The sequence below is a fragment of the Streptomyces sp. NPDC041940 genome (assembly GCF_055589465.1).
In genome coordinates this window covers 59,546-81,169 of sequence record NZ_JBVJBP010000034.1, presented here as the reverse complement: position 1 = coordinate 81,169, position 21,624 = coordinate 59,546, and the positions used below count along the sequence as shown (strand labels likewise).

The following is a 21,624-nucleotide window of genomic DNA, read 5'->3' as shown; positions in this document are numbered from 1 at the left end:
CCCCCCCCCCCCCCCCCCCCCCCCCCCCCCCCCCCCCCCCCCCCCCCCCCCCCCCCCCCCCCCCCCCCCCCCCCCCCCCCCCCCCCCCCCCCACCGCCTGGACCGCATACGTTCGTCCCGCTGCGAGCCGCCGGGCAACGGCGGCTCCCCATACGGGAGATCGGGGGTGCACACGTGCGCATCGGACTGCTTACCGAGGGTGGCTATCCGTATGTGAGCGGTGACGCCAGGCTCTGGTGCGACCGGCTGGTGCGCGGACTCGCACAGCACGAGTTCGACGTCTACGCGCTCAGTCGCAGTGAACACCAGGAGGACGAGGGCTGGACCCCGCTGTCGCCGAACGTCCGCAGGGTGCGCACCGCCCCGCTGTGGATGGCCGAGGACGACGGAATCGTCCTGGGGCGCCGTGCGCGCCGGCGGTTCACCGAGTGCTTCGGCGAATTGGCCGCCGTGCTGTGCGGGGCGCCGTCCGAGGGAGCCTCCACCCCCGAGGCGGACCGTTTCGCCAACGCTCTGTACGGCCTCGCCGAACTCGCCCGCGAGGAGGGCGGCCTGGCCGGCGCTCTCCGCTCCGAGACCGCCGTACGCGCGCTGGAACGCGCCTGTCGTGCGCCCGGCGCTCACCGCGCCGCGCGCGAGGCCCGGGTCCCGGATCTGCTCGCCGTGGCCGCGGACCTCGACCGTGCGCTGCGCCCTCTGTCCCTCGACTGGTACGAGGACGACGGACTCGGCGCGGTCGACCTCTGCCACGCCGCGTCCGGCGGCCCGGCCGCCCTGCCGGGCCTGCTGGCCCGCCACTTCACCGGTGTCCCCCTGCTCGTGACCGAGTACGGCGTGCGCCTGCGGACGCACTACCTCACCGCCCCCGACGCCCCGTCCGCCGTACGGTCCCTGCTGGCGGCCTTCCACGGCAGACTCGCCGCCGAGGCCTACGGACAGGCCGAGGTCGTCACCGCCGGCAACACGCACGCCCGCCGCTGGCAGGAGCGTTGCGGTGCCGACCGCGAGAAGCTCCGCACGGTCTACCCCGGCATGGACGCCCGGCCCTTCGGGGAGGTGGGTGAGTCCGCGGAGTGCGCCGACCCGGACGCGCTCGTCTGGGTCGGCCGCGTCGAGCCCGCCAAGGACCTGGTCTCCCTGCTGCACGCCTTCGCCGAGATCCGCAAGCAGGAGCCGAGGACGCGCCTGCGCATCGTCGGAGCCCCCGCCGGCACCGAGGGCGCGGCCTATCTCGCCCACTGCAGGGCGCTGGCCGCCCAGCTCTTCCCCGACGAGGCCGAGGGCCCGCACGCCGCCGGCCACAACCCGGTGTCGTTCGAGGAGATCGGCGGGCCGGAGCTCTTGGTCCCCGCCGACGCCTACACCTCGGGTGCCGTGACCGTCCTGTCCAGCGTCGTCGAGGGCTTCCCGACCGGCCTGGTCGAGGCCATGCTCTGCGGTCGCGCGACGGTGTCGACGGACGTCGGCGCGGTCGTGGAGGTCATCGGCGGCACGGGGCTGGTCGTACCGCCGCGCAATCCGCGAGCGCTCGCCGAGGCGTGCGTCGCGCTGCTGCGCGACCCGGAGCGCCGTGCGCGACTGGGCGCCGCCGCCCGGGCCCGTGCCCTCGAACTGTTCACGGTCGAGCAGAACATCGAGGCATTTCACGGCATTTACCTGGAGATCGTCTCGCGCGCTCCCGTCCGCCGTGTCGTCCTCGACGCGGCGGGGGCGCCGCTGCCCTTCGCGGTGCCCGCCGAGGCCCGCGTCCCGGTCCGCTGGGCCACCCCGACACCCGGCCTCGCCGCCCGCGGCGGCCCCGGCTGGACCGGAGGCAGTCCCGTACGAGCCACCACTCCCGTCCCCGCCCCGGAGAGCGCGCGATGAACGACTTGGGCGCACTGGACCGTCCTGGAACACCCGCCGACCCGGGAGCAGCGGACGCCCCCGCGGAACAGGCATCCGGCTCCGCGACCACGGCCGCACCGGCCTCACCGGCCCCGGAACCGGCCGCCGACAGCGAGCCGTCCGTGACACAGGAACCGGCTGCCGACCGCAGGCCGACCTCCCTGCGCCGCGGTGCCGCCGACCCCGTGAAGGCGCTGATGCACCGTCACCGGGAACTCTGCGAACGCGCGGTGGACCCCCTCGAGATCGCGGCGGGACTGGAAGCGCACGGCATCACCGAGCGGACCGCGGCCCGCTTCCGCCACCGGGACGTCTTCTCCCTCGCCGAGGAGATGTACGCGCGCGTCTCCCGAGACGGGGACACACCCGCGTCCCCGGAGCCCGATGCTCCCCGGGCGCGTGCGGACTGGGTCTTCCTGACGCTCCTGCCGGGCGCGCTGTGCGCCGCCGCCGTGACCGCCGCGCACCTCACCCACGGCCGCTCGCGCCTGTTCGCCGCGGCAGCAGGCGTCCTCGCCGTGGGCCTGGCCCTCCGCGCGGCCCTCCGCCGAGGCCCCCTGAGCCGGACCGACCGCACCGCCCCGGCCGGAAGCACCCTCTGGACCTCCTGGCTCATCGCCTACTCCCTCCTGGGCAACGGCCTGCTCCACAGCGCCGTCACCGGCGGCCCCGACGGTCTGCCCACCGGCACGGCCGACGGCCCCTGGCCCCTCACCGTCGCCCCGGTCCTGGCCCTCGCCCTGGCCTGCGCGCCCGCGGCCTGGATCGCCCACCTCTTCACCGCGCGTGGCCGCCGCAGGCTCACGGCGAGCCGCGGCCTCGAGGACTTCGCCGCCGCCGTACGACCGCTCCTGCTCGGCACAGTCGTCCTCTTCCTGGGCGCGCTGACGGCCCTGCTCGCCCTCTGTGAGGCAGTCCTCGACGAGCCCGCGGGTTACGCGGAGGCCCTCGCCCTGGGCGCCCTTCTCTTCATCGCCCGTCTCCTCGCCACCCATGGGTTCGTCTACGCCCCGGCCGTGGTCCTCACCGCGACGGCGACGGTCCAGGCAGCCGCCCTCGCCACGGTCTTCATCGCCCGCCTCCCCGGTCTCGGCCTCCTGGGCACACCCGTGGAGACCCTCGTCAGCCTCTGGGGTGCCGGGAGCGTCCCCGCCCTCGTCTGCGGAGCGGGAGCCCTGGCCCTTCTCGTCCACGCGACGCGCAAGCTCACCAGGGCCTCGGCCCACGCACCGCCGTCCCCCTCACGGTGACCGCCCCGGGAGCCAGGACCGCCCGCTCCCGCCTCAGGCCACAGGCACCGGCCCACCGCCGGAGGCACCCGCCCCGTCCCGTCCGCCCCGCACCAAGGAGAAGTCCGATGACCACCCACCCAGGAGTCCCAGCCGTCCCAGGAGCCGCGCGATGAGAGTCCTGCTGATCGGAGCCAACGGCTACATCGGGCGCTTCGTCGCCGACCGCCTGCTCGCCGACCCGGCCGTGCAGCTCACCGCCCTCGGCCGCGGCGACGACGCCGACGTCCGCTTCGACCTCGCCTCCGGCAGCCCCGGCGCTCTCACCCGCTTCCTCGACGCGGTCCACCCGGGCGTCGTCGTCAACTGCGCCGGCGCCACCAGGGGCGGCGCCCGCGAACTCACCCGCCACAACACCGTCGCCGTGGCCACCGTCTGCGAGGCCCTGCGCCGCAGCGGCTGCGGCGCCCGTCTGGTGCAGATCGGATGCAGCGCGGAGTACGGCCCCAGCCAGCCCGGCTCCTCCACGGCCGAGGACGCCGTCCCCCGGCCCGGCGGCCCGTACGGCGTGAGCAAACTCGCCGCCACCGAACTGGTCCTCGGCTCCGGCCTGGACGCCGTCGTCCTGCGCGTCTTCTCACCGGCCGGACCCGGCACCCCCGCAGGATCCCCGCTCGGGCGTCTCGCCGAGGCCATGCGCCGCGCCATGCAGTCCGGCGACGGTGAGCTGAAACTCGGCGGCCTGGGCGCGCAGCGCGACTTCGTCGACGTCCGCGACGTCGCCCGCGCCGTCCACGCCGCCTCGCTCTCCGCCGCACAAGGCGTCATCAACATCGGCTCCGGCCGCGCCGTGCGCCTGCGCGACGCCGCCGCTGTCCTCGCCCGCGTGGCCGGATACGGCGGCGCCCTCCACGAACTCGACGGCCCTCCCGGCGCCCTGCGTCCGGCCATCGGCCACCCCCGCCCGGAACCGGACCACGCCCCCCAGGTCGCGTACCCGTACCCCGACGGCTGCGGCAGCTGGCAGCAGGCCGACGTGCGCACCGCACGCGACCGGCTCGGCTGGCGCCCCCGGATCGGCCTCGAGGAGTCCCTCGCCGACATCTGGATGGAGGCGGCATGCCGCATCTGACCAGCACGCGACCACGCACCTCCGGCACCGAACTCCGCCCCGGTGTCGGCGTCCCCGGCTATGCCCACCCCCTCCTCGCCCCCACCGAGTGGGGCGAACTCACCCGACCCGGCACCCCGCTGCACTGGGTCGTCCTCAATGTGGCCGGCGGCCCCGGCGCCCGCCCCGACCCGCACTGCCTGGAGGCGGCCGGCCGCCTGCGCAACGCGGGCATCCGGGTCCTCGGCCATCTCGACACCCGGTACGGCACCCGGAACTTCGGAGAGCTGATCTCGGATGCTCACCGGTTCGTCGACTGGTACCAGGTCGACGGCTTCCTCCTGGAGCGCTGCCCGGCGGACCATGTGGGGCTGCCCGAGGTGCGCCGCACGGTCGCCACGCTCCGTGTGATCCGTGACGAGGCCCACATCGTCCTCGGCCACGGCATCCACCCGCACCCGGGGTACGCCGAACTCGCCGACCAGCTGGTCACCTTCTCCGGCCCGTGGAGCGACTACCGCTGGTCGCAGGTGGCCGAGTGGAGCGCCGACCACTCGCCCGAGCGCTTCTGCCACTTCGTCCACGGAGTGCCCCGTGCCCATCTGGGGGAGGCGCTGGGCATCGCCCGCTGGCAGGGCGCCGCGACGATCTACTTCACCGACCGCACGGACTGCGGCGGACGCACCGATCCCTGGGAGTCGATGCCCGGCTACTGGGACGAAATCGTCTCGCGTGTCGGAACAGGTGTCTCGGAATGAAAAAGCGCATGGCACTGTTACGGGGAGAACAACCGTAGTGATTGACCGACCAACGGAGCCCCCGTGTCGCTGCCACCCCTGGTCGAGCCGGCTTCCGAGCTCACCGTAGACGAGGTCCGCAGGTACTCCCGCCACCTGATCATCCCCGACGTCGGGATGGAGGGGCAGAAGCGCCTGAAGAACGCCAAGGTGCTGGCTGTGGGCGCCGGCGGCCTGGGCTCGCCGGCGCTGATGTACCTGGCCGCCGCCGGTGTCGGCACCCTCGGCATCGTGGAGTTCGACGAGGTCGACGAGTCGAATCTGCAGCGCCAGATCATCCACAGCCAGGCCGACATCGGCCGCCCCAAGGCCGAGTCCGCCCGCGACTCCGTCCTCGGCATCAACCCGTACGTGAACGTGATCCTTCACGAGGAGCGGCTCGAGGCCGACAACGTGATGGACATCTTCAGCCAGTACGACCTGATCGTCGACGGCACGGACAACTTCGCGACCCGCTACCTGGTCAACGACGCCTGCGTGCTGCTGAACAAGCCGTACGTCTGGGGTTCGATCTACCGCTTCGACGGCCAGGCCTCCGTCTTCTGGTCCGAGCACGGCCCCTGCTACCGCTGCCTCTACCCGGAGCCCCCGCCCCCCGGCATGGTCCCCTCCTGCGCCGAGGGCGGCGTCCTGGGTGTGCTGTGCGCGTCCATCGGCTCGATCCAGGTCAACGAGGCCATCAAGCTGCTCGCCGGAATCGGCGACCCGCTGGTCGGCCGACTGATGATCTACGACGCCCTGGAGATGCAGTACCGCCAGGTCAAGGTCCGCAAGGACCCGGACTGCGCGGTCTGTGGCGAGAACCCGACCGTCACCGAGCTCATCGACTACGAGGCCTTCTGCGGCGTCGTCTCCGAGGAGGCCCAGGCGGCGGCCGCCGACTCCACGATCACTCCCAAGCAGCTCAAGGAGTGGATCGACGAGGGCGAGGGCATCGACATCATCGACGTCCGCGAGCCGAACGAGTACGAGATCGTCTCCATCCCGGGCGCCCGGCTCATCCCGAAGAACGAGTTCCTCATGGGCGCCGCCCTGGAGAGCCTCCCGCAGGACAAGAAGATCGTCCTGCACTGCAAGACGGGTGTCCGCAGTGCGGAAGTCCTCGCGGTCCTCAAGTCCGCGGGCTTCTCGGACGCGGTCCACGTCGGCGGCGGCGTGATCGGCTGGGTCAACCAGATCGAGCCGGACAAGCCGGTGTACTGAGCCGTATCCGGCCACCCTTCCCGAGCGGCGGGGGCTTCGGGCACCACGAGTGCGCGAAGCCCCCGCCGTCGTCATGAGCAGACCTTGCCGTCCTTCGGGACCGATCCGTCCAGCAGATACGCGTTCACCGTGGAGTCCACGCAGTCGCTCCCGCTGCCGTACGCGCCATGCCCCTCGCCCCGCCAGGTGAGCATCACTCCGACGCCCTTGCCCAGCTCGTCGGCCATCCTCCTGGCCCCCTCGTACGGGGTCGCCGGGTCGCCCGTATTGCCGACCACCAGGACCGGCGCCGCGCCGGGGGCGCTCACCTCCGGGGTGTCGTGCTGTCCGGGCACCGGCCAGTCGTGGCACCAGCCGGCCGTGTCCCACCCCAGGAAGGTGCCGAAGACCGGGGAGATCTTCTCGAACTCCGGCAGCAGCTCCCTCGTCCGGGCCGCGGTCGGCCGTTGCCTGTCGTCCAGGCACGATATGACCCGTTGTGAGTGGGTCGTCGTGCCGTAGTGCCCCGACGGGGCGCGATCGTTGTAGCCGTCGGCGAGGGTCAGCAGCTCCGAGCCGTCACCCCGCTCGGCCGCGTCGAGGGCGCTGGTCAGCGTCGGCCAGCTCTCCTTGTTGTACAGCGGGAGGGTCAGGCCGGTGACCGCGAGCGTCTGCGTCAGCTTCCGCCCGGGCGTGGCCGTCGGCAGGGGCCGGGCATCGATCCGTCGCAGCAGTTCAGCGATCTTCCGCGTGCCCTCCCGAGGGTCCTGGCCCGTGGATTCGAGATAGCCGTTCAGCGCGCGTTGGAAGCCCCTGGCCTGGTTCTGGGCGTGGCCCACGGTGTCCGCGCCGGGGTCGACGACCGCGTCCAGCGTCATCCGCCCCACGTTCTCCGGGAACAAGTGGGCATAGGTGCCGCCCAGTTCGGTGCCGTACGAGATACCGAAGTAGTGCATTTTATCGTCGCCGAGGACGTCCCGGATACGGTCCATGTCGCGGGCCGAGTCGGCGGTCGAGACATGCGCCATGAGTTTCCCGGCGTCCTTCTGACAGCCCTTGCCGAAGTCGGCGGCGTCCTGGAAGTACGCCTTCTCCTCGGCCGGTGTGTCGGGGGTGACGTCCACCGACTCGGCGGCCTGGATCTCCTTGTCGCCGCGGCAGCGCACCCCCTCGCTGGCGCCCACCCCGCGTGGGTCCCAGCTCACTAGGTCGTACCGCTCACGGAGCCCGGAGACCGTCGGGGCGTACGACGGCATCATGGACAGGCCCGAGGCGCCGGGGCCGCCGAAGTTGAACAGGAGCGAGCCGACGCGGTCGTCGCCGCGGGCCTTGGCGCGGATCAGTCCCAGTCCGATCGTCTCGCCGTCCGGCTTCGACCAGTCCAGCGGCACCTTCAACGTCGCGCACTGCCATTCGCCGCTCGGCGCGGGGGCGTCGGCGGTGGCCTTGCAGCGGCCCCAGGAGAGCCCGCCGCCCTTGCCGTCGTCGGACGAGCCGCCGCCGCAGCCCGCCGCCAGCAGTGCCGAGGTGACCGCCACAGCGGTCCACCGTACGAAGCGCGCCATGCGCCCAGTCCCCCCTCGCAGGCCGTCCGCACCGTGCTGCGGATGGCGGTCAGGCCATGGTAGGCAGATCCCGCGCCGGCCGTGTCGGCCTGTGGATAACCTTCTGACCTGCGGCTTTGTTGGGGTCGTGGCTGCTGTCAGGTGCAGACGGTCCCCGCCTGCGGCACCTTTCCGTCCAGCAGGTAACCGTCCACCGCGCCCTGCACGCACTTGTTCTTGCTGTTGTAGGCGCCGTGCCCCTGCCCCCGGTACGTCAGCTCGACACCGACGCCCTCGCCCAGCGCGTCCACCATCTTCCGCGCGCCCTCGTAGGGGGTGGCCGGGTCGCCGGTGTTGCCGACGACCAGGATCGGTGCCGAGCCCGGCGCGCTCACGTCCGGGTGGTCGGCGGCGCCCGCCACGGCCCAGTCGGTGCAGCCGATCATGCCCCACGCCAGATAGTCGCCGAACAGCGCGGACGCGGCCCGGAACTCGGGCAGCTTCTGCTCCACGTAGGCGGTGTCGTAGCGCGGCTTGGAGTCGGAGCAGCTGATGGCGGTGTGGGCGGCGGTCGAGTTGTCGTACTCGCCGTTCTCGCTGCGCCCGTTCATCGAGTCGGACAGCAGCATCAGGATGCTGCCGTCGCCGTCGTACGCCTGATCGAGGCCGTCCGTGAGGTACTCCCAGAAGTCCTGCGAGTACAGCGCCTGCACGATGCCGTTGGTCGCCGCTGTCTGGGTCAGCTGGCGAGGGAAGACGCCCGGGATCGGCTTGCTGTCGAGGTCCTTCAGCAGCGTGGCGATACGGTCCTTCACATTCTGCGCGCTGTCACCGATGGGGCACTCCTCGGTCTTGGACACGCAGTCCTCCGCGAAGTTGTCGAGCGCGGTCTGGAAGCCCTTGGCCTGTCCGAGCGAGCCCTGCTCGGGGTTCTGCGTGGGATCGACGACGGCGTCGAACACGGCATGACCGACCCGCTTGGGGAACAGGTGCGCGTAGACGCCGCCCAGTTCGGTGCCGTAGGAGATGCCGAAGTAGTACAGCTTGTCGTCGCCGAGGACCTGGCGCATCAGATCGAGGTCGCGGGCCGCGTCGGTGGTGCGCACATGCGGCAGGATCGTCTCGGAGTTCTCCTCGCAGGCGTCGTTGAACTCCGTGGTGTTGTCCAGGAGCTCGGTGCGTTCGGCGCTGTCGTCGGGCGTGGCGTCCTGCTGGAAGTACGCGTCGAGCTGCTGGTCGTTCTCGCAGATCACGGGGTCGCTGCGGCCGACGCCGCGCGGGTCGAAGCTGACCAGGTCGTAGCGGGTGCGCAGGGTCTTGTAGTCCTCGGCGAAGCCGGGCAGCGCGGTGACGCCCGAGCCGCCGGGGCCGCCGAAGTTGAAGATGAGCGAGCCGATGCGTTCGCTCGCGGGGCCGCTGGTCCGGACCCGGATCAACTCGATGCCGATGGTGTCGCCCTTGGGATCGTCCCAGTCGAGAGGGGCCTTCATGGTGGCGCACTGCCACTCGCCGTCGTCCGGCAGGGGAGAGGGCGGGGTGCCTCCGCCCTGGGCCTCGTCCGGCGCCGGGCAGGCCTTCCAGCTCAGTTCCTGCCGCGTGAGGTCCTCGCCCTTGGTGTCGTCGTCACCGCAGCCCGCCAGCACGGTGGACAGCAGCACGGCGGTGGCGGTCAGGACGGCGGCGCGCAGCCGGAGGAGCGAAGGCATGGTTCCATCCTGCGGCGGCACGGGGCCGGACGCGCGGGACGCGTGTCGTACGAGGTAGGAGGGGTTGGTGTTGCCAAAAGCTGTGCCGGAATCCCCGCCCGCCGGCCACTGGCGTCAGAGGGCCTGCTTGCGGGTGAGGTGGTTGAAGGCCAGCCAGCCCGGCAGCACGGGGATCCACAGCGTGAGCAGGCGGAACAACAGGACGGCCGGTGCCGCGACCTCCTTCGGGAGGCCGACGGCGATCAGACCGACCGTCAGGGTCGCCTCGACCGCGCCCACACCGCCCGGTGTCGGAGCCGCCGACCCCAGGGCGTTGCCCGCGAGGAAGACGACGGCGACGCTGGCGAGGCTGATCGAGGTGGACTCGTCGCCGAACGCGCGGATCGACGCGTCCAGGCACATCACGAAGCAGGCGGTCAGCAGCAGCATGCCGCCGATGCCGGTGACCAGCTTCTGCGGCCGCTGCAACACGTCCAGCATGCGCGGCACGACACCCGCGAACAGCGACCGCACGCGCGTGACGACGAACTTCCGCAGGAACGGCACCGAGGTCACCACGAGCACGAGCACCGCCACCGTCAGCAGACCGGCGATGACCGTCCGGGACGGCGACAGCGACGGCGTCTTCTCGGTCCCGGTCAGGTAGCCGAAGGCCAGCAGCATCAGGATGTGGCAGCCGAGCCCGAACAACTGCGACGCGCCCACGCTCGCCACCGCGAGCCCCGGCCGCACCCCCGCGCGCTGCAGGAAGCGCGTGTTCAGGGCGACACCGCCCACCGCCGCCGGGGCGACGATCTTCACGAACGAGCCGGCGACCTGTGCCGCCACGGTCCGCAGGAACGGCACCCGCTCGGGCACGAACCCCAGCAGAGCCATCGCCGCCGCAAGATAACTGCACATCGAGAACAGCACCGCCGCGGCGACCCAGCCCCACTCGGCGTTCGCGATGAGCGGCCCGAACTCGATGTGCGTGAGCTGCGTCAGCAGGAAGTACGCGCCGATCGCGCCGGCCATGAAACTGATCAGTGTGCGCGGCCGTACCCGCTCCAGCCGGGCCGGCTCGACCGGTGCCTGCGGCCTGATCAGCAGCACCTCGTGGCGGATCTGCGTCAGCAGGTCCTCCTCGCGCGCCTCCTCCACGGCCTCGTCGATGGCCCGCTTCTCGGCCCGCTGCTCCGCCCGTACGGCCTTCTTGTCCGTCTTCTCCGGGACCGGCGCGGCCTCGTCCGACGAGGACTCCTCCAGGCGGGCCTGCTTGGCCAGCCGGGACGCCTCCAGAACCGCCTCGCGCTCGCGCTGGGCCCGCTCCCTGGCCAGTTTGCGCAGCGTCGCGCGCGTGGAGCGGCTGAGCGCGATGGGCTGGAGCATCGGCAGACAGTCCGCCACCGCGTCCGGGCCGAGCACGCCCACCGCAGAGGCCACCGCCCGCTCGGCGCCCACCCGCAGGCCGAGGGTCACCAGCAGCTGGGAGATGTCCATGCGCAGCAGCAGGTCGCCGGCCGCGATCTCGCCGACGCGCAGGTCGGTGAGGATCACCGTGCCGGAACGATCCACCAGGATCGCGTCGCCCACCAGCCTGCGGTGCGCGATACGGCGGGACTGCAGGGCCTTCACCTGGTGCCAGGTGTCGCGCAGCAGATCGTCGGTGATCTCCTCGTCCGGCAGTGAGTCGAGGGTGTGTGCGCCGCTGTGCTCGTAGACGAGCATGACCGCGTCGGGGCCGAGCTCGGAGGTGGCGATCAGCTTGGGCGCGTTGGCGCCGGCCGCGATGGCCGCGTACGCCAGCAGCGCCTCCTGCTCCAGGGCCTGGCGCAACGACTGGAGGCTGCTGCGGGTGGCGAAGCCGCGCAGGGTCAGATTGCGCCACGCGCGATAGAAGAAGCCCTGGGCCTGCTGTTCCCGGTCGACCACCGTGACGTCCAGCGGCGGGCCGTCCTCGAGCGTGACGAAGTACCGCCGGCCCCGGTCGCCGGTGTCCGGGTTGTCCGAGGTGTCCTCGCGTGACGCGCTGACCGGGCGGAAGCCGACGGTCCGCAGGCCGGCCATCAGGGTCTGCCCGGTCGGCCGGACGTTGGGCGAGCCGACCGCGTAGAGCGTGCCGTAGGCCACGGTCCAGCCGATCAGCACGGTCAGGATGATCGAGAACGGTGTCGTGTACCCGGTGACGAGCATCGAGAAGGCGTCGAGCAGCAGCACGACCCACAGCACCGTGCGCCACCTGGGTCTGCGTGACATGCCGACGGCGGTCATATAGGCGATGACCGGCGCCAGATAGCCGTGCACGGGATCGGTCAGCGCGTGGATGTCCCCGGGGGAGGGCTGGGTGAGCGCCTCCTGGATGGAGTCGGGGGCGGCCCGGGCGACCCAGAGGTCGGTGGCGAGTGTCACACCGTGCGCGAGGACCGCGGCGAGCACGCCGTCGGCGATTCTGAGGCCGTCCCGTTTGATCAGCCGCTCGATCGCGAAGGCGACCGGCACCAGCAGGATCGCGATGCTGGACGCCAGACCCGCGATCTTGATGAGCAGGTCGGGTGCCTGCCCGGTGCCCTTGTTGATGTCCTGTTCGAGGCCCGAGGTGGTGCCGTGCGCGAACGCGGCGATCCCGATCAGCACCGCGACGGCGAGCACGCCCACCAGGAGACGCATCAGATCGGACGGGCGGTGCACGCGCGCGGGGAGCAGCGGTTCGTCGCCCTCCACCTCGTCGATGTGCGCGATGTCGGGCTCCTCGCCGGCCGTCTTCGGACGGTCCTCCGGAGACTCCGGGCGCGACGAAGCGTCAGAGGTGCCCCCCGTGTCCTCGGAATGCGCACCCTGCTGCTTCATCGTCTCTTCTTGGTCTCGTATCACCGGTCACCGCCCGCACGATGGTGGCATGCCGCACCGATACGCGGGGGCATCAGGGTGCACATGCGGGGGCGGACAGTCTGCCCGACGCGGTCCTGCCGGGCGAGGGAGGCGCTCGCGGGTACACGCGTCCCGTTGTCGGTGGGGTGGGGCAGGATGGGGCGGATGAGCGAGGAGAGCCTTCCGGAGGAAGCAGGCGCGCAGGACACCCGCACGGGGTACGACGGCGCCCGTGAGGAACCCGGGGAAGCCCTGCCCGCGTATGCCGAGCGGGTCCTCGACGTCGCCGAACTGATCCCGCCGGGCCGTGTCATGACATACGGGGACGTGGCCGAGTGGCTGGAGGAGGGCGGTCCGCGGCAGGTCGGACGTGTGATGGCTCTCTACGGGGGTGCCGTGCCGTGGTGGCGGGTCGTGCGCGCGGACGGCGTCCTGCTCCCGGGACACCAGCAGCGGGCGCTCGACCACTACCGCGCGGAGGGCACGCCCCTGAAGGAGGCGAGCCGGGCCGCCGAGGGCCACCTGCCGCGGATCGACATGCGACGAGCGCGGTGGGACGGCGGCGAACGCGCGGAGGGTCACACCTGACAGCTTCCGCCATCGGACGGCCTCCCGTGTGGCCCGTGATCCGGACGGGGGAATCGGGGCACGTCGGTGCCATGACGTACGTTCGTGAGGCGAGGGGCATGAGTGGCACGAGTGCCGCGAGTGGCCGGCGGGAAGAAGGGGAAGCCCTGCTTCCGCCTCACCCGTCGGCGTAGCGTCGGCTGCGCGTGTCCCCGTCACCCCGCGGTCACCGCCCGCCACGCGCGGTGGCCCGCCAACCAGTACTTCCACCAGGACCGGCGAACCACGTGAGCTCCTCTTCCTCCACCAGCGGCCTGTCGCACCCCCGGGTGCGGCGGGGGAGCCATGGCGCTTACCGACTGGTACGTACCCCTCCTGCCCGGGTGGCCCCCCCTCTTCTGGACGCCTCGCAGCGCTCCGTGGTTGACCACGCGGCCGGCCCGCTGCTCGTCCTCGCAGGTCCGGGCACCGGCAAGACCACCACGCTCGTCGAGTCCGTGGCCGAGCGCATCGCCCGGGGCGGGGACCCCGAGCGGGTCCTGGTCCTCACGTTCAGCCGCAGGGCCGCCGTCGAACTGCGTGACCGCATGGCCACCCGGGCCGGGGCGGCCCGCGCTCCCCGGGCGACCACCTTCCACTCGTTCTGCTACGCCCTGGTCCGCGCCCAGCAGGACAGCGACCTGTTCGTGGAGCCGATGCGGCTGCTGTCCGGCCCCGAGCAGGACGTCTCCGTGCGGGAGCTGCTCGCGGGCCAGGTGGACCTGGAGCGGCTCGGCCTCGCCCACGTGCGCTGGCCGGACGAACTGCGCGCCTGTCTGACCACGCGCGGTTTCGCCGACGAGGTCCGCGCGGTCCTCGCCCGCAGCAGGGAGCTGGGCCTCGGCCCCGACGCCCTGGACGCCTTCGCCCACCGCACGGGACGCCCCGACTGGCGTGCGGCGGCCGCCTTCCTGGCCGAGTACCTCGACGTGCTCGACCTCCAGGGCGTGATCGACTACGCGGAACTCGTCCACCGGGCGGTGCTCCTCGCCCGCAGGCCCGAGGTCGCCGCGTGGCTCGCCGCCCGGTACGACGCCGTCTACGTCGACGAGTACCAGGACACGGATCCCTCTCAGGTACGACTTCTGCACGCCCTGGCGGGCGGTGGCCGCACCCTTGTCGCCTTCGGGGACCCCGACCAGTCGATCTACACGTTCCGCGGGGCGGACGTGAACGGCATCCTGGACTTCCCGCACGCCTTCCCGCGCGCGGACGGCCGCCCGGCCCCCGTCGCGGTGTTGCGCACGTCCCGCCGCTCCGGCGCCGGCCTGCTGGCGGCGACCCGGCTGCTGACCCAGCGCATGCCGCTGACCCGCCTGCCCGCCGAGAAGGCGCGCGCCCACCGCGACCTCGCGCCCGTGAGGGACGGCGGCCGGGTCGAGGCGTACACGTACCCGACCTCGGGGACGGAGCTGGACAACATCGCCGACATCCTCCGCAGGGCCCACCTGGAGGACGGCGTCCCGTGGGGCGAGATGGCCGTGCTGGTGCGCGCCGGCTCCCGCACCGTCCCCACGGTCCGCCGCGCCCTCACGGCGGCCGGCGTCCCGGTGGACGTCGACGGCGACGACGTACCCCTCCGCCACGAACCGGCGGTGGCGCCGCTGCTGACGGCGCTTCGGGCGGTGGCCGCGGCGGAGGCGTCGAGGGCTCCCGAGGGGGAGGCCTCTTCCAAGGAGGGCCCATCCGCTTCCCAGGAGGGCCCTTCCGCCGAGCCGGACCCCTCCTGGCTCGACACCGAGACCGCCCTCACCCTCCTCACCTCCCCCCTCGCGAGCATGGACGCCGCCGATCTGCGCCGCCTCGGCCGGGCCCTGCGGGACGAGGAGCGGGCCGCGGGCAACCCGCTGCCGCCACCCTCCGACGTGCTTCTCGCACAGGCGCTCGCCGAGCCCGTGCGGCTGGCCGTGCACGACCCCGCGTACGCGCGCGGGGCCCAGCGGCTCGGGGCGCTGCTCCGCAAGGCCCGCGAGCGCCTCGCGGGCGGCGGTACGGCCGAGGAGGCGCTGTGGGACCTGTGGGACGGCACACCGTGGCCCGCGCGGCTGGAGCGGGCCGCCCGCCGGGGCGGCGCGGCCGGGCGCAACGCGGACCGCGACCTGGACGCGGTCTGCGCGCTGTTCGCGACGGCGGCACGCGCCGAGGAGCGCACCGGAGGCCGGGGCACGCTGAACTTCCTGGAGGAGATCGAGGCCGAGGACATCGCCGCCGACACCCTCACACGGCGTGCCGTACGCCCCGAAGCCGTCCGCCTGATGACCGCACACCGTTCCAAGGGCCTTCAGTGGCGCCTCGTGGTCGTCGCGGGCGTCCAGGAGGGGCTCTGGCCCGACCTGCGCCGTCGCGGCTCCCTCCTGGAGGCGGACCGCATCGGGCGCGACGGACTCGCCGAACCCCTCACTCCCGGCGCGCTGCTCGCCGAGGAACGCCGCCTGTTCTACGTGGCCGCCACACGCGCGCGTGAACGCCTGGTCGTCACCGCGGTCAAGGCCCCGGCGGACGACGGCGACCAGCCCTCCCGCTTTCTCACCGAACTCGGCGTCGAACCCAAGGACGTCACCGGACGCCCGCGCCGCCCGCTGTCCGTCGCGGCACTCGTGGCCGAACTGCGCGCCACCACGGTCGACCCGCGCGTCTCCGACGCCCTCCGGGAAGCCGCCGCCCGCCGCCTGGCCCGGCTCGCCGCCCTCGCCGACGAGGACGGCCGCCCCCTGGTGCCGTCGGCGCACCCCTACCGCTGGTGGGGCATGTTCGAACCGACCGAGTCCAAAGTGCCGCTGCGCGACCGCGACCAGCCCGTCGTGCTCTCCGGCAGCGCCCTCGACCAGCTGGCCAACACCTGCGCCCTGCAGTGGTTCCTGGGCCGCGAGGTGAAGGCCGACGCGCCCGCGACCGCCGCGCAGGGCTTCGGCAACGTGGTGCACGTCCTCGCCGACGAGGTCGCCTCCGGGCACACCCCGGCCGACCTCTCCGTCCTCATGGAACGCCTCGACTCCGTGTGGAACGCCCTCGCCTTCGACGCCCCCTGGAAGTCGGACCAGGAGAAGGACAACGCGCGCGTGGCACTCGAACGGTTCCTCCAGTGGCACGTCATGGACCGCACCGGGCGTACCCCGGTCGCCAGCGAGCACGACTTCGACGTCACCCTCGAAGCGGGCGACTACCAGGTGCGCATCCGCGGCCAGATGGACCGCGTCGAGGCGGACGGCGACGGCCGCGCCTACGTGGTCGACTTCAAGACCGGCAAGCAGGCGCCCACCGGCAAGGAGGTGGAGCGCCACCCGCAGCTCGCCGTCTACCAGCTGGCCGTCGGCGAGGGTGCCGTCGACGACGTATTCGACGGCGCGCGTCCCGAGCCGGGCGGTGCCGAACTCGTCCATCTCCGGCAGGGCGCCGCCCAGCGCGACGGCGGCGAGACCCTGCCCAAGGTGCAGGCCCAGGAGCCGCTGGAGGGGGAGTGGGTTGGCGACCTGCTGGCCACCGCCGCCGGGAAGGTCCTCGACGAGCGGTTCACGCCGACCGCCGGGCAGCACTGCACGCACTGCTCGTTCCGGGCCTCGTGCAGCGCGCGGCAGGAAGGCCGCCATGTCGTCGAGTGATCTATCGCACCACATGCTCTGACCTGGGCTTCTTCCTCCCCGAGGCCTCCCCGGATCCTCCCCGGAGACCGATCCGGCCGCCGCTGTCAGTGGTCACCACTAGCCTCTTTCGTTGTGCCAGCCCGTATCACCGATCCCGAACAGCTCAAGGAGCTCCTCGGCATCCCGTTCACCCCGGAGCAGACGGCCTGCATCACCGCGCCGCCCGCCCCGCAGGTGATCGTGGCCGGTGCCGGCTCGGGCAAGACGACGGTGATGGCGGCCCGCGTGGTGTGGCTGGTCGGCACCGGCCAGGTCGCCCCCGAGCAGGTGCTCGGCCTCACCTTCACCAACAAGGCCGCCGCCGAACTCGCCGAGCGCGTCCGCAAGGCGCTGGTCAAGGCCGGCGTCACCGACCCGGACGCCATCGACCCGGACAACCCGCCGGGCGAGCCGGTGATCTCCACGTACCACTCCTTCGCGGGCCGTCTGCTGACCGACCACGGGCTGCGCCTCGGGCTCGAGCCCACATCCCGGCTGCTCGCCGACGCGACCCGCTTCCAGCTCGCCGCGCGCGTCCTGCGCGAGGCCCCGGGCTCCTACCCGGCCCTGACCCGTTCCTTCCCGGACCTGGTCGGCGACCTCCTCGCCCTCGACGCCGAACTCGCCGAGCACCTCGTACGCCCCGAGGCGCTGCGCGCGTACGACGCCGAACTGCTGCTGACCCTGCGTGGCGTCAAGCTCAGCAACGCCGACCTGCGCAAGGTCCCCGAAGCAGCTGCCGCGCGCCGCGAGCTGGCCGAGCTGGTGAACCGCTACCGGGCCGCCAAGCGCGAGAGGGACCTGCTCGACTTCGGCGACCAGATCGCCCTGTCGGCCCGGCTGGCCGGGATCTCCGAGGTGGGCCGCGCCCTGCGCGACGAGTTCAGGGTGGTCCTGCTCGACGAGTACCAGGACACCTCCGTCGCCCAGCGCGTCCTCTTGGCGGGCCTGTTCGGCGAGGGCACCGGCCACCCGGTCACCGCGGTCGGCGACCCCTGCCAGGCGATCTACGGCTGGCGCGGCGCCTCCGTGGCCAACCTCGACGACTTCCCCGAGCACTTCGCCCGCGCCGACGGCCGCCCCGCGACCCGCCAGGCGCTCAGCGAGAACCGCCGCAGCGGCGGCCGCCTCCTCGACCTCGCCAACGGCCTCGCGGAGCCCCTGCGCGCCCTGCACGCGGGCGTGGAGGCCCTCCGCCCCGCCCCCGGGGCCGAACGCGACGGCATCGTGCGGTGCGCCCTGTTGCGCACGCACGCCGAGGAGATCGACTGGGCCGCCGACTCCGTCGCCCATCTCGTGAGGACCGGGACGGCACCCGGCGAGATCGCGGTCCTGTGCCGCACGGCGACCGACTTCTCCGAGATCCAGGGCGCACTGGTGGCCCGGGACATCCCGGTCGAGGTCGTCGGTCTGTCCGGACTGCTGCATCTGCCCGAGATCGCCGACCTCGTCGCCGTCTGCGAGGTGCTCCAGGACCCCGGCGCCAACGCCTCCCTGGTCCGCCTGCTGACCGGCCCGCGCTGGCGCATCGGCCCACGCGACCTCGCCCTGCTGGGGCGGCGGGCCCGGCTCCTCGTGACCCACGCGCGCGTGGAGGGCGACGACGACCCGGACCGCCGCCTCGCCGAGGCCGTCGAGGGGGTCGACCCGGCCGAGGTGATCTCCCTCGCGGACGCCCTCGACACCTTTTTGGAGACGCCGCTGGACGGCCACGGGGACGGCGACCGGTTGCCCTTCTCGCCCGACGCGCGCGTGCGTTTCGCCCGCCTGGCCACCGAACTGCGCGACCTGCGCCGCTCCCTGTCCGACCCGCTGATGGACGTCCTGCACCGCGTCCTCGCCGTCACCGGCCTGGAGGTGGAGCTGTCGGCGTCCCCGCACGCCCTGGCGGCGCGGCGCCGCGAGACACTTTCCAACTTCCTGGACGTCGCCGCCTCCTTCGCCGCCGGCGACAACGAGGCCAGCCTGCTCGCCTTCCTGGGCTTCCTGCGCACCGCCGCCCAGTACGAGAAGGGCCTCGACAACGCCCTCCCCGGCGGCGAGAACACCGTCAAGGTGCTCACCGCCCACAAGTCCAAGGGCCTGGAATGGGACGTCGTGGTCGTCCCCGGCCTGGTCACCGGCACCTTCCCCAGCAGCCAGGGCCGCGAGAAGTGGACCTCCCAGGGCAAGGTCCTGCCGCACGGACTGCGCGGCGACGCCGACACCCTCCCCGACATCACCTCCTGGGACGCCAAGGGCCTCAAGGCCTTCCACGAGGCCATGAAGGACCACCAGCACACCGAGGAACTCCGCCTCGGCTACGTCACCTTCACCCGCCCCCGCTCCCTGCTTCTGGGCTCCGGCCACTGGTGGGGACCCACCCAGAAGAAGCGCCGCGGACCCTCCGCTTTCCTCCAGGACCTCTACGAGCACTGCGCGGCCGGGTACGGCGAGATCGAGGCCTGGGCGGACGAACCCGCCGAGGACGAGGAGAACCCGGCACTGCACCGGGCCACCGCCGACCAGGTGTGGCCCCTGCCCCTGGACGAGGCGGCCCTGGCCCGCCGCCGCGCCGCCGCCGAGACCGTCCTGGCCCACCTGGAGGATCTCGCGTCCCACGAGGACGGGCACCCGGCGGCCGTGCACGACCCGGACGCGTTCGACGACCCGGAGTGGCCCCCGCCCCCCGAGGACGACGAGCCTCCGTACGACGGGCCCGACCCCTTCGATTTCGACGAAGCCCCCTTCGACGAAGGCCCCTTCGACGAAGCAGAAGCAGAAGCAGTGGCGGCGGCGGACGGCGACGCCCGGCCGACGGTCGGCCCCACGGTCCCCCACCAGGCGGGGCCACCGGAACCTCAGGACCCACACCCACACCCACACCCACACCGCAGCCCTCACCTCACCCCGGAGGAAGCCCGCACCATCGCCTCCTGGGACCGCGACCTCGACGCCCTCACCGGCGAACTCCTGCGCGCCCGCGACAGCGTCACCGAGGTCCCCCTGCCCACCTCCCTCACGGCCTCCCAGCTGCTGCTCCTGGCCGCCGACCCGGACGGCCTCGCCCAGGAGCTGGCCCGCCCGCTGCCCCGTCCGCCCCAGCCCGCCGCCCGCCGCGGCACCCGCTTCCATGCCTGGGTCGAGGCCCGCTTCGAAGAGCTGACGCTGCCCCTGCTGGAGCCGGAGGAGCTGCCCGGCCGCGAAGCGGAGATCGCCGACGAACGGGACCTGGAGGCCCTCAAGGAGGCCTTCGAGCAGACCGAGTACGCGCACCGCACGCCCTACCGGGTGGAGGCCCCCTTCCAGCTCGCGCTCGCCGGCCGCGTCGTAAGGGGCCGCATCGACGCCGTCTACAAGGAGGGCGACGGTGAGGGCACGACGTACGAGATCGTCGACTGGAAGACCAACCGCGCACGCACCGCGGACCCCCTCCAGCTCGCCGTCTACCGCCTCGCCTGGGCCGAGCAGCAGGGCGTCCCCACGGAATCCGTCACGGCCGCGTTCCTGTACGTGCGCAGCGGCGAGATCGTCCGCCCCGAGGACCTGCCGGACCGCGCGGCGCTGGAGCGGCTGCTGAGTGAGGAGCCGCCCGGTGAGGAACCGCACTCCGAGGACGTCAGTGCGGGCCGATAGGCTCGTGACCATGAGCCAGACCCCGGACAGCGTCGTCCGTACGTACATCCAGCAGCATCGCGACGCCTTCCTCGACGACCTCGTCGAGTGGCTGCGCATCCCGTCGGTGTCCGCCCAGCCGGACCACGCGCCCGACGTACGACGCAGTGCCGACTGGCTCGCCGCCGAGCTGAAGGAGACCGGGTTCCCGACGGCCGAGGTCTGGCAGACCCCCGGCGCGCCCGCCGTCTTCGCCGAGTGGCCTTCCGACGACCCGCAGGCGCCCACGGTGCTGGTCTACGGCCACCACGACGTGCAGCCCGCCGCCCGGGAGGACGGCTGGGACAGCGACCCCTTCGAGCCCGTCGTCCGCGAGGACCGTCTCTACGCGCGCGGGGCGGCCGACGACAAGGGCCAGGTGTTCTTCCACACCCTCGGCGTCCGCGCTCACCTCGCCGCCACCGGCCGTACCACCCCGGCCGTGCATCTGAAGCTGCTGATCGAGGGCGAGGAGGAGTCCGGCTCGCCCCACTTCAGGGCCCTCGCCGAGCAGCACGCCGAGCGGCTCGCCGCCGACGCCGTGATCGTCTCCGACACCGGCATGTGGTCCGAGGACACCCCCACGGTGTGCACCGGAATGCGTGGCCTCGCCGAGTGCGAGATACGGCTGCACGGCCCCGACCAGGACATCCACTCCGGCTCCTTCGGCGGCGCGGTGCCCAACCCGGCGACGGCTGCCGCCCGCCTGGTCGCCGCCCTGCACGACGAGCACGCGCGGGTGGCGATCCCGGGCTTCTACGACGGCGTGGTCGAGCTCACCGACTGCGAACGCGAACTCTTCGCCGAGCTGCCCTTCGACGAGTCGCAGTGGCTGCGCACGGCCAAGTCGTACGCCGCCCAGGGGGAGGCCGGGTACACCACCCTGGAGCGCGTCTGGGCTCGCCCCACCGCGGAGGTCAACGGCATCGGCGGTGGCTACCAGGGCCCCGGCAGCAAGACGATCGTTCCGTCCTCCGCCCTGGTGAAGCTGTCCTTCCGGCTGGTGGCGGGCCAGGACCCCGGCCATGTGGAGAAGGCCGTCCGCGCCTGGGCCGGGCAGCAGGTGCCCGCCGGGATCCGCTGCGCGATCACGTTCAGCGGGGCCACGCGCCCCTGCCTGACCCCGCTGGACCATCCGGCCCTCCAGTCGGTCGCCCGCGCGATGGGCCGGGCCTTCGAGCAGCCGGTCCGCTTCACCCGCGAGGGCGGCTCCGGACCGGCGGCGGACCTCCAGGACGTGCTCGGTGCTCCGGTGCTGTTCCTCGGCATCTCCGTCCCGTCCGACGGCTGGCACGCCCCGAACGAGAAAGTGGAACTCGACCTGCTCCTCAAGGGTGTCGAGACCACGGCGTACCTGTGGGGCGACTTCGCCGAGAACTGGCGCCATGCGCCCTGAGCGTCCCGGGCCGCCCGGACCGGCCGCGCGCGAGGGGCACACTGGAAGAGCCGCCCCGCACCGCCC

General features: G+C 72.9%; 12 protein-coding genes. 9 read left to right on the top strand and 3 right to left on the bottom strand.

Annotated elements, in window-relative coordinates:
• The first annotated feature begins 174 nt into the window (after positions 1–174).
• The 5 genes from ACZ6I3_RS37650 to moeZ all read left to right on the top strand — a co-directional run bounded on the left by ACZ6I3_RS37650 (position 175) and on the right by moeZ (position 6,227).
• Positions 175–1,866 (top strand): DUF3492 domain-containing protein, encoded by a 1,692-nt coding sequence (locus ACZ6I3_RS37650; protein ID WP_469420841.1) that lies wholly within the window; start codon positions 175–177, stop codon positions 1,864–1,866.
• On the top strand, positions 1,863–3,137 hold the full coding sequence (locus ACZ6I3_RS37645) for a hypothetical protein (protein ID WP_469420840.1): 1,275 nt from the start codon (positions 1,863–1,865) through the stop codon (positions 3,135–3,137). The genes ACZ6I3_RS37650 and ACZ6I3_RS37645 overlap by 4 nt, the downstream gene beginning before the upstream one ends.
• Before the next feature lie 151 nt (positions 3,138–3,288).
• Positions 3,289–4,248: an NAD-dependent epimerase/dehydratase family protein gene (locus tag ACZ6I3_RS37640; protein WP_184590714.1), complete on the top strand. Its 960-nt coding sequence runs from the start codon at positions 3,289–3,291 to the stop codon at positions 4,246–4,248.
• Positions 4,236–4,985, top strand: coding sequence for a spherulation-specific family 4 protein (locus ACZ6I3_RS37635; protein ID WP_469420839.1), 750 nt, complete (start codon positions 4,236–4,238; stop codon positions 4,983–4,985). The genes ACZ6I3_RS37640 and ACZ6I3_RS37635 overlap by 13 nt, the downstream gene beginning before the upstream one ends.
• Before the next feature lie 63 nt (positions 4,986–5,048).
• The gene (moeZ, locus tag ACZ6I3_RS37630) at positions 5,049–6,227 is read left to right on the top strand and encodes an adenylyltransferase/sulfurtransferase MoeZ (protein ID WP_469420838.1); all 1,179 of its coding nucleotides are present in this window, start codon (positions 5,049–5,051) and stop codon (positions 6,225–6,227) included.
• A 71-nt stretch (positions 6,228–6,298) separates the two neighbouring features.
• Here the strand turns inward: moeZ and ACZ6I3_RS37625 are convergent, their stop codons facing one another.
• The 3 genes from ACZ6I3_RS37625 to ACZ6I3_RS37615 all read right to left on the bottom strand — a co-directional run bounded on the left by ACZ6I3_RS37625 (position 6,299) and on the right by ACZ6I3_RS37615 (position 12,282).
• Positions 6,299–7,771 carry an alpha/beta hydrolase gene (locus ACZ6I3_RS37625; protein WP_469420837.1) on the bottom strand — a complete coding sequence of 491 codons (1,473 nt, stop codon included), beginning with the start codon at positions 7,769–7,771 and terminating at the stop codon, positions 6,299–6,301.
• 137 nt (positions 7,772–7,908) lie between these two features.
• The gene (locus tag ACZ6I3_RS37620; protein WP_469420836.1) at positions 7,909–9,456 is read right to left on the bottom strand and encodes an alpha/beta fold hydrolase; all 1,548 of its coding nucleotides are present in this window, start codon (positions 9,454–9,456) and stop codon (positions 7,909–7,911) included.
• 114 nt (positions 9,457–9,570) lie between these two features.
• Positions 9,571–12,282 carry a lysylphosphatidylglycerol synthase domain-containing protein gene (locus ACZ6I3_RS37615; RefSeq protein ID WP_469420835.1) on the bottom strand — a complete coding sequence of 904 codons (2,712 nt, stop codon included), beginning with the start codon at positions 12,280–12,282 and terminating at the stop codon, positions 9,571–9,573.
• Positions 12,283–12,468: 186 nt separating this feature from the next.
• On the opposite strand from ACZ6I3_RS37615, the gene ACZ6I3_RS37610 reads away from it, so the two are divergent.
• The 4 genes from ACZ6I3_RS37610 to ACZ6I3_RS37595 all read left to right on the top strand — a co-directional run bounded on the left by ACZ6I3_RS37610 (position 12,469) and on the right by ACZ6I3_RS37595 (position 21,558).
• Positions 12,469–12,891, top strand: a complete 423-nt coding sequence (locus tag ACZ6I3_RS37610; RefSeq protein WP_469420834.1) for an MGMT family protein — start codon at positions 12,469–12,471, stop codon at positions 12,889–12,891.
• 266 nt (positions 12,892–13,157) lie between these two features.
• A complete protein-coding gene (locus ACZ6I3_RS37605; protein WP_469420833.1) occupies positions 13,158–16,508 on the top strand; it encodes an ATP-dependent helicase in 3,351 nt (1,116 codons plus the stop codon).
• Between the two features lie 114 nt (positions 16,509–16,622).
• On the top strand, positions 16,623–20,144 hold the full coding sequence (locus ACZ6I3_RS37600; RefSeq protein WP_469420832.1) for a UvrD-helicase domain-containing protein: 3,522 nt from the start codon (positions 16,623–16,625) through the stop codon (positions 20,142–20,144).
• A gap of 10 nt (positions 20,145–20,154) precedes the next feature.
• Positions 20,155–21,558: a dipeptidase gene (locus tag ACZ6I3_RS37595; RefSeq protein WP_469420831.1), complete on the top strand. Its 1,404-nt coding sequence runs from the start codon at positions 20,155–20,157 to the stop codon at positions 21,556–21,558.
• Positions 21,559–21,624: the final 66 nt, after the last annotated feature.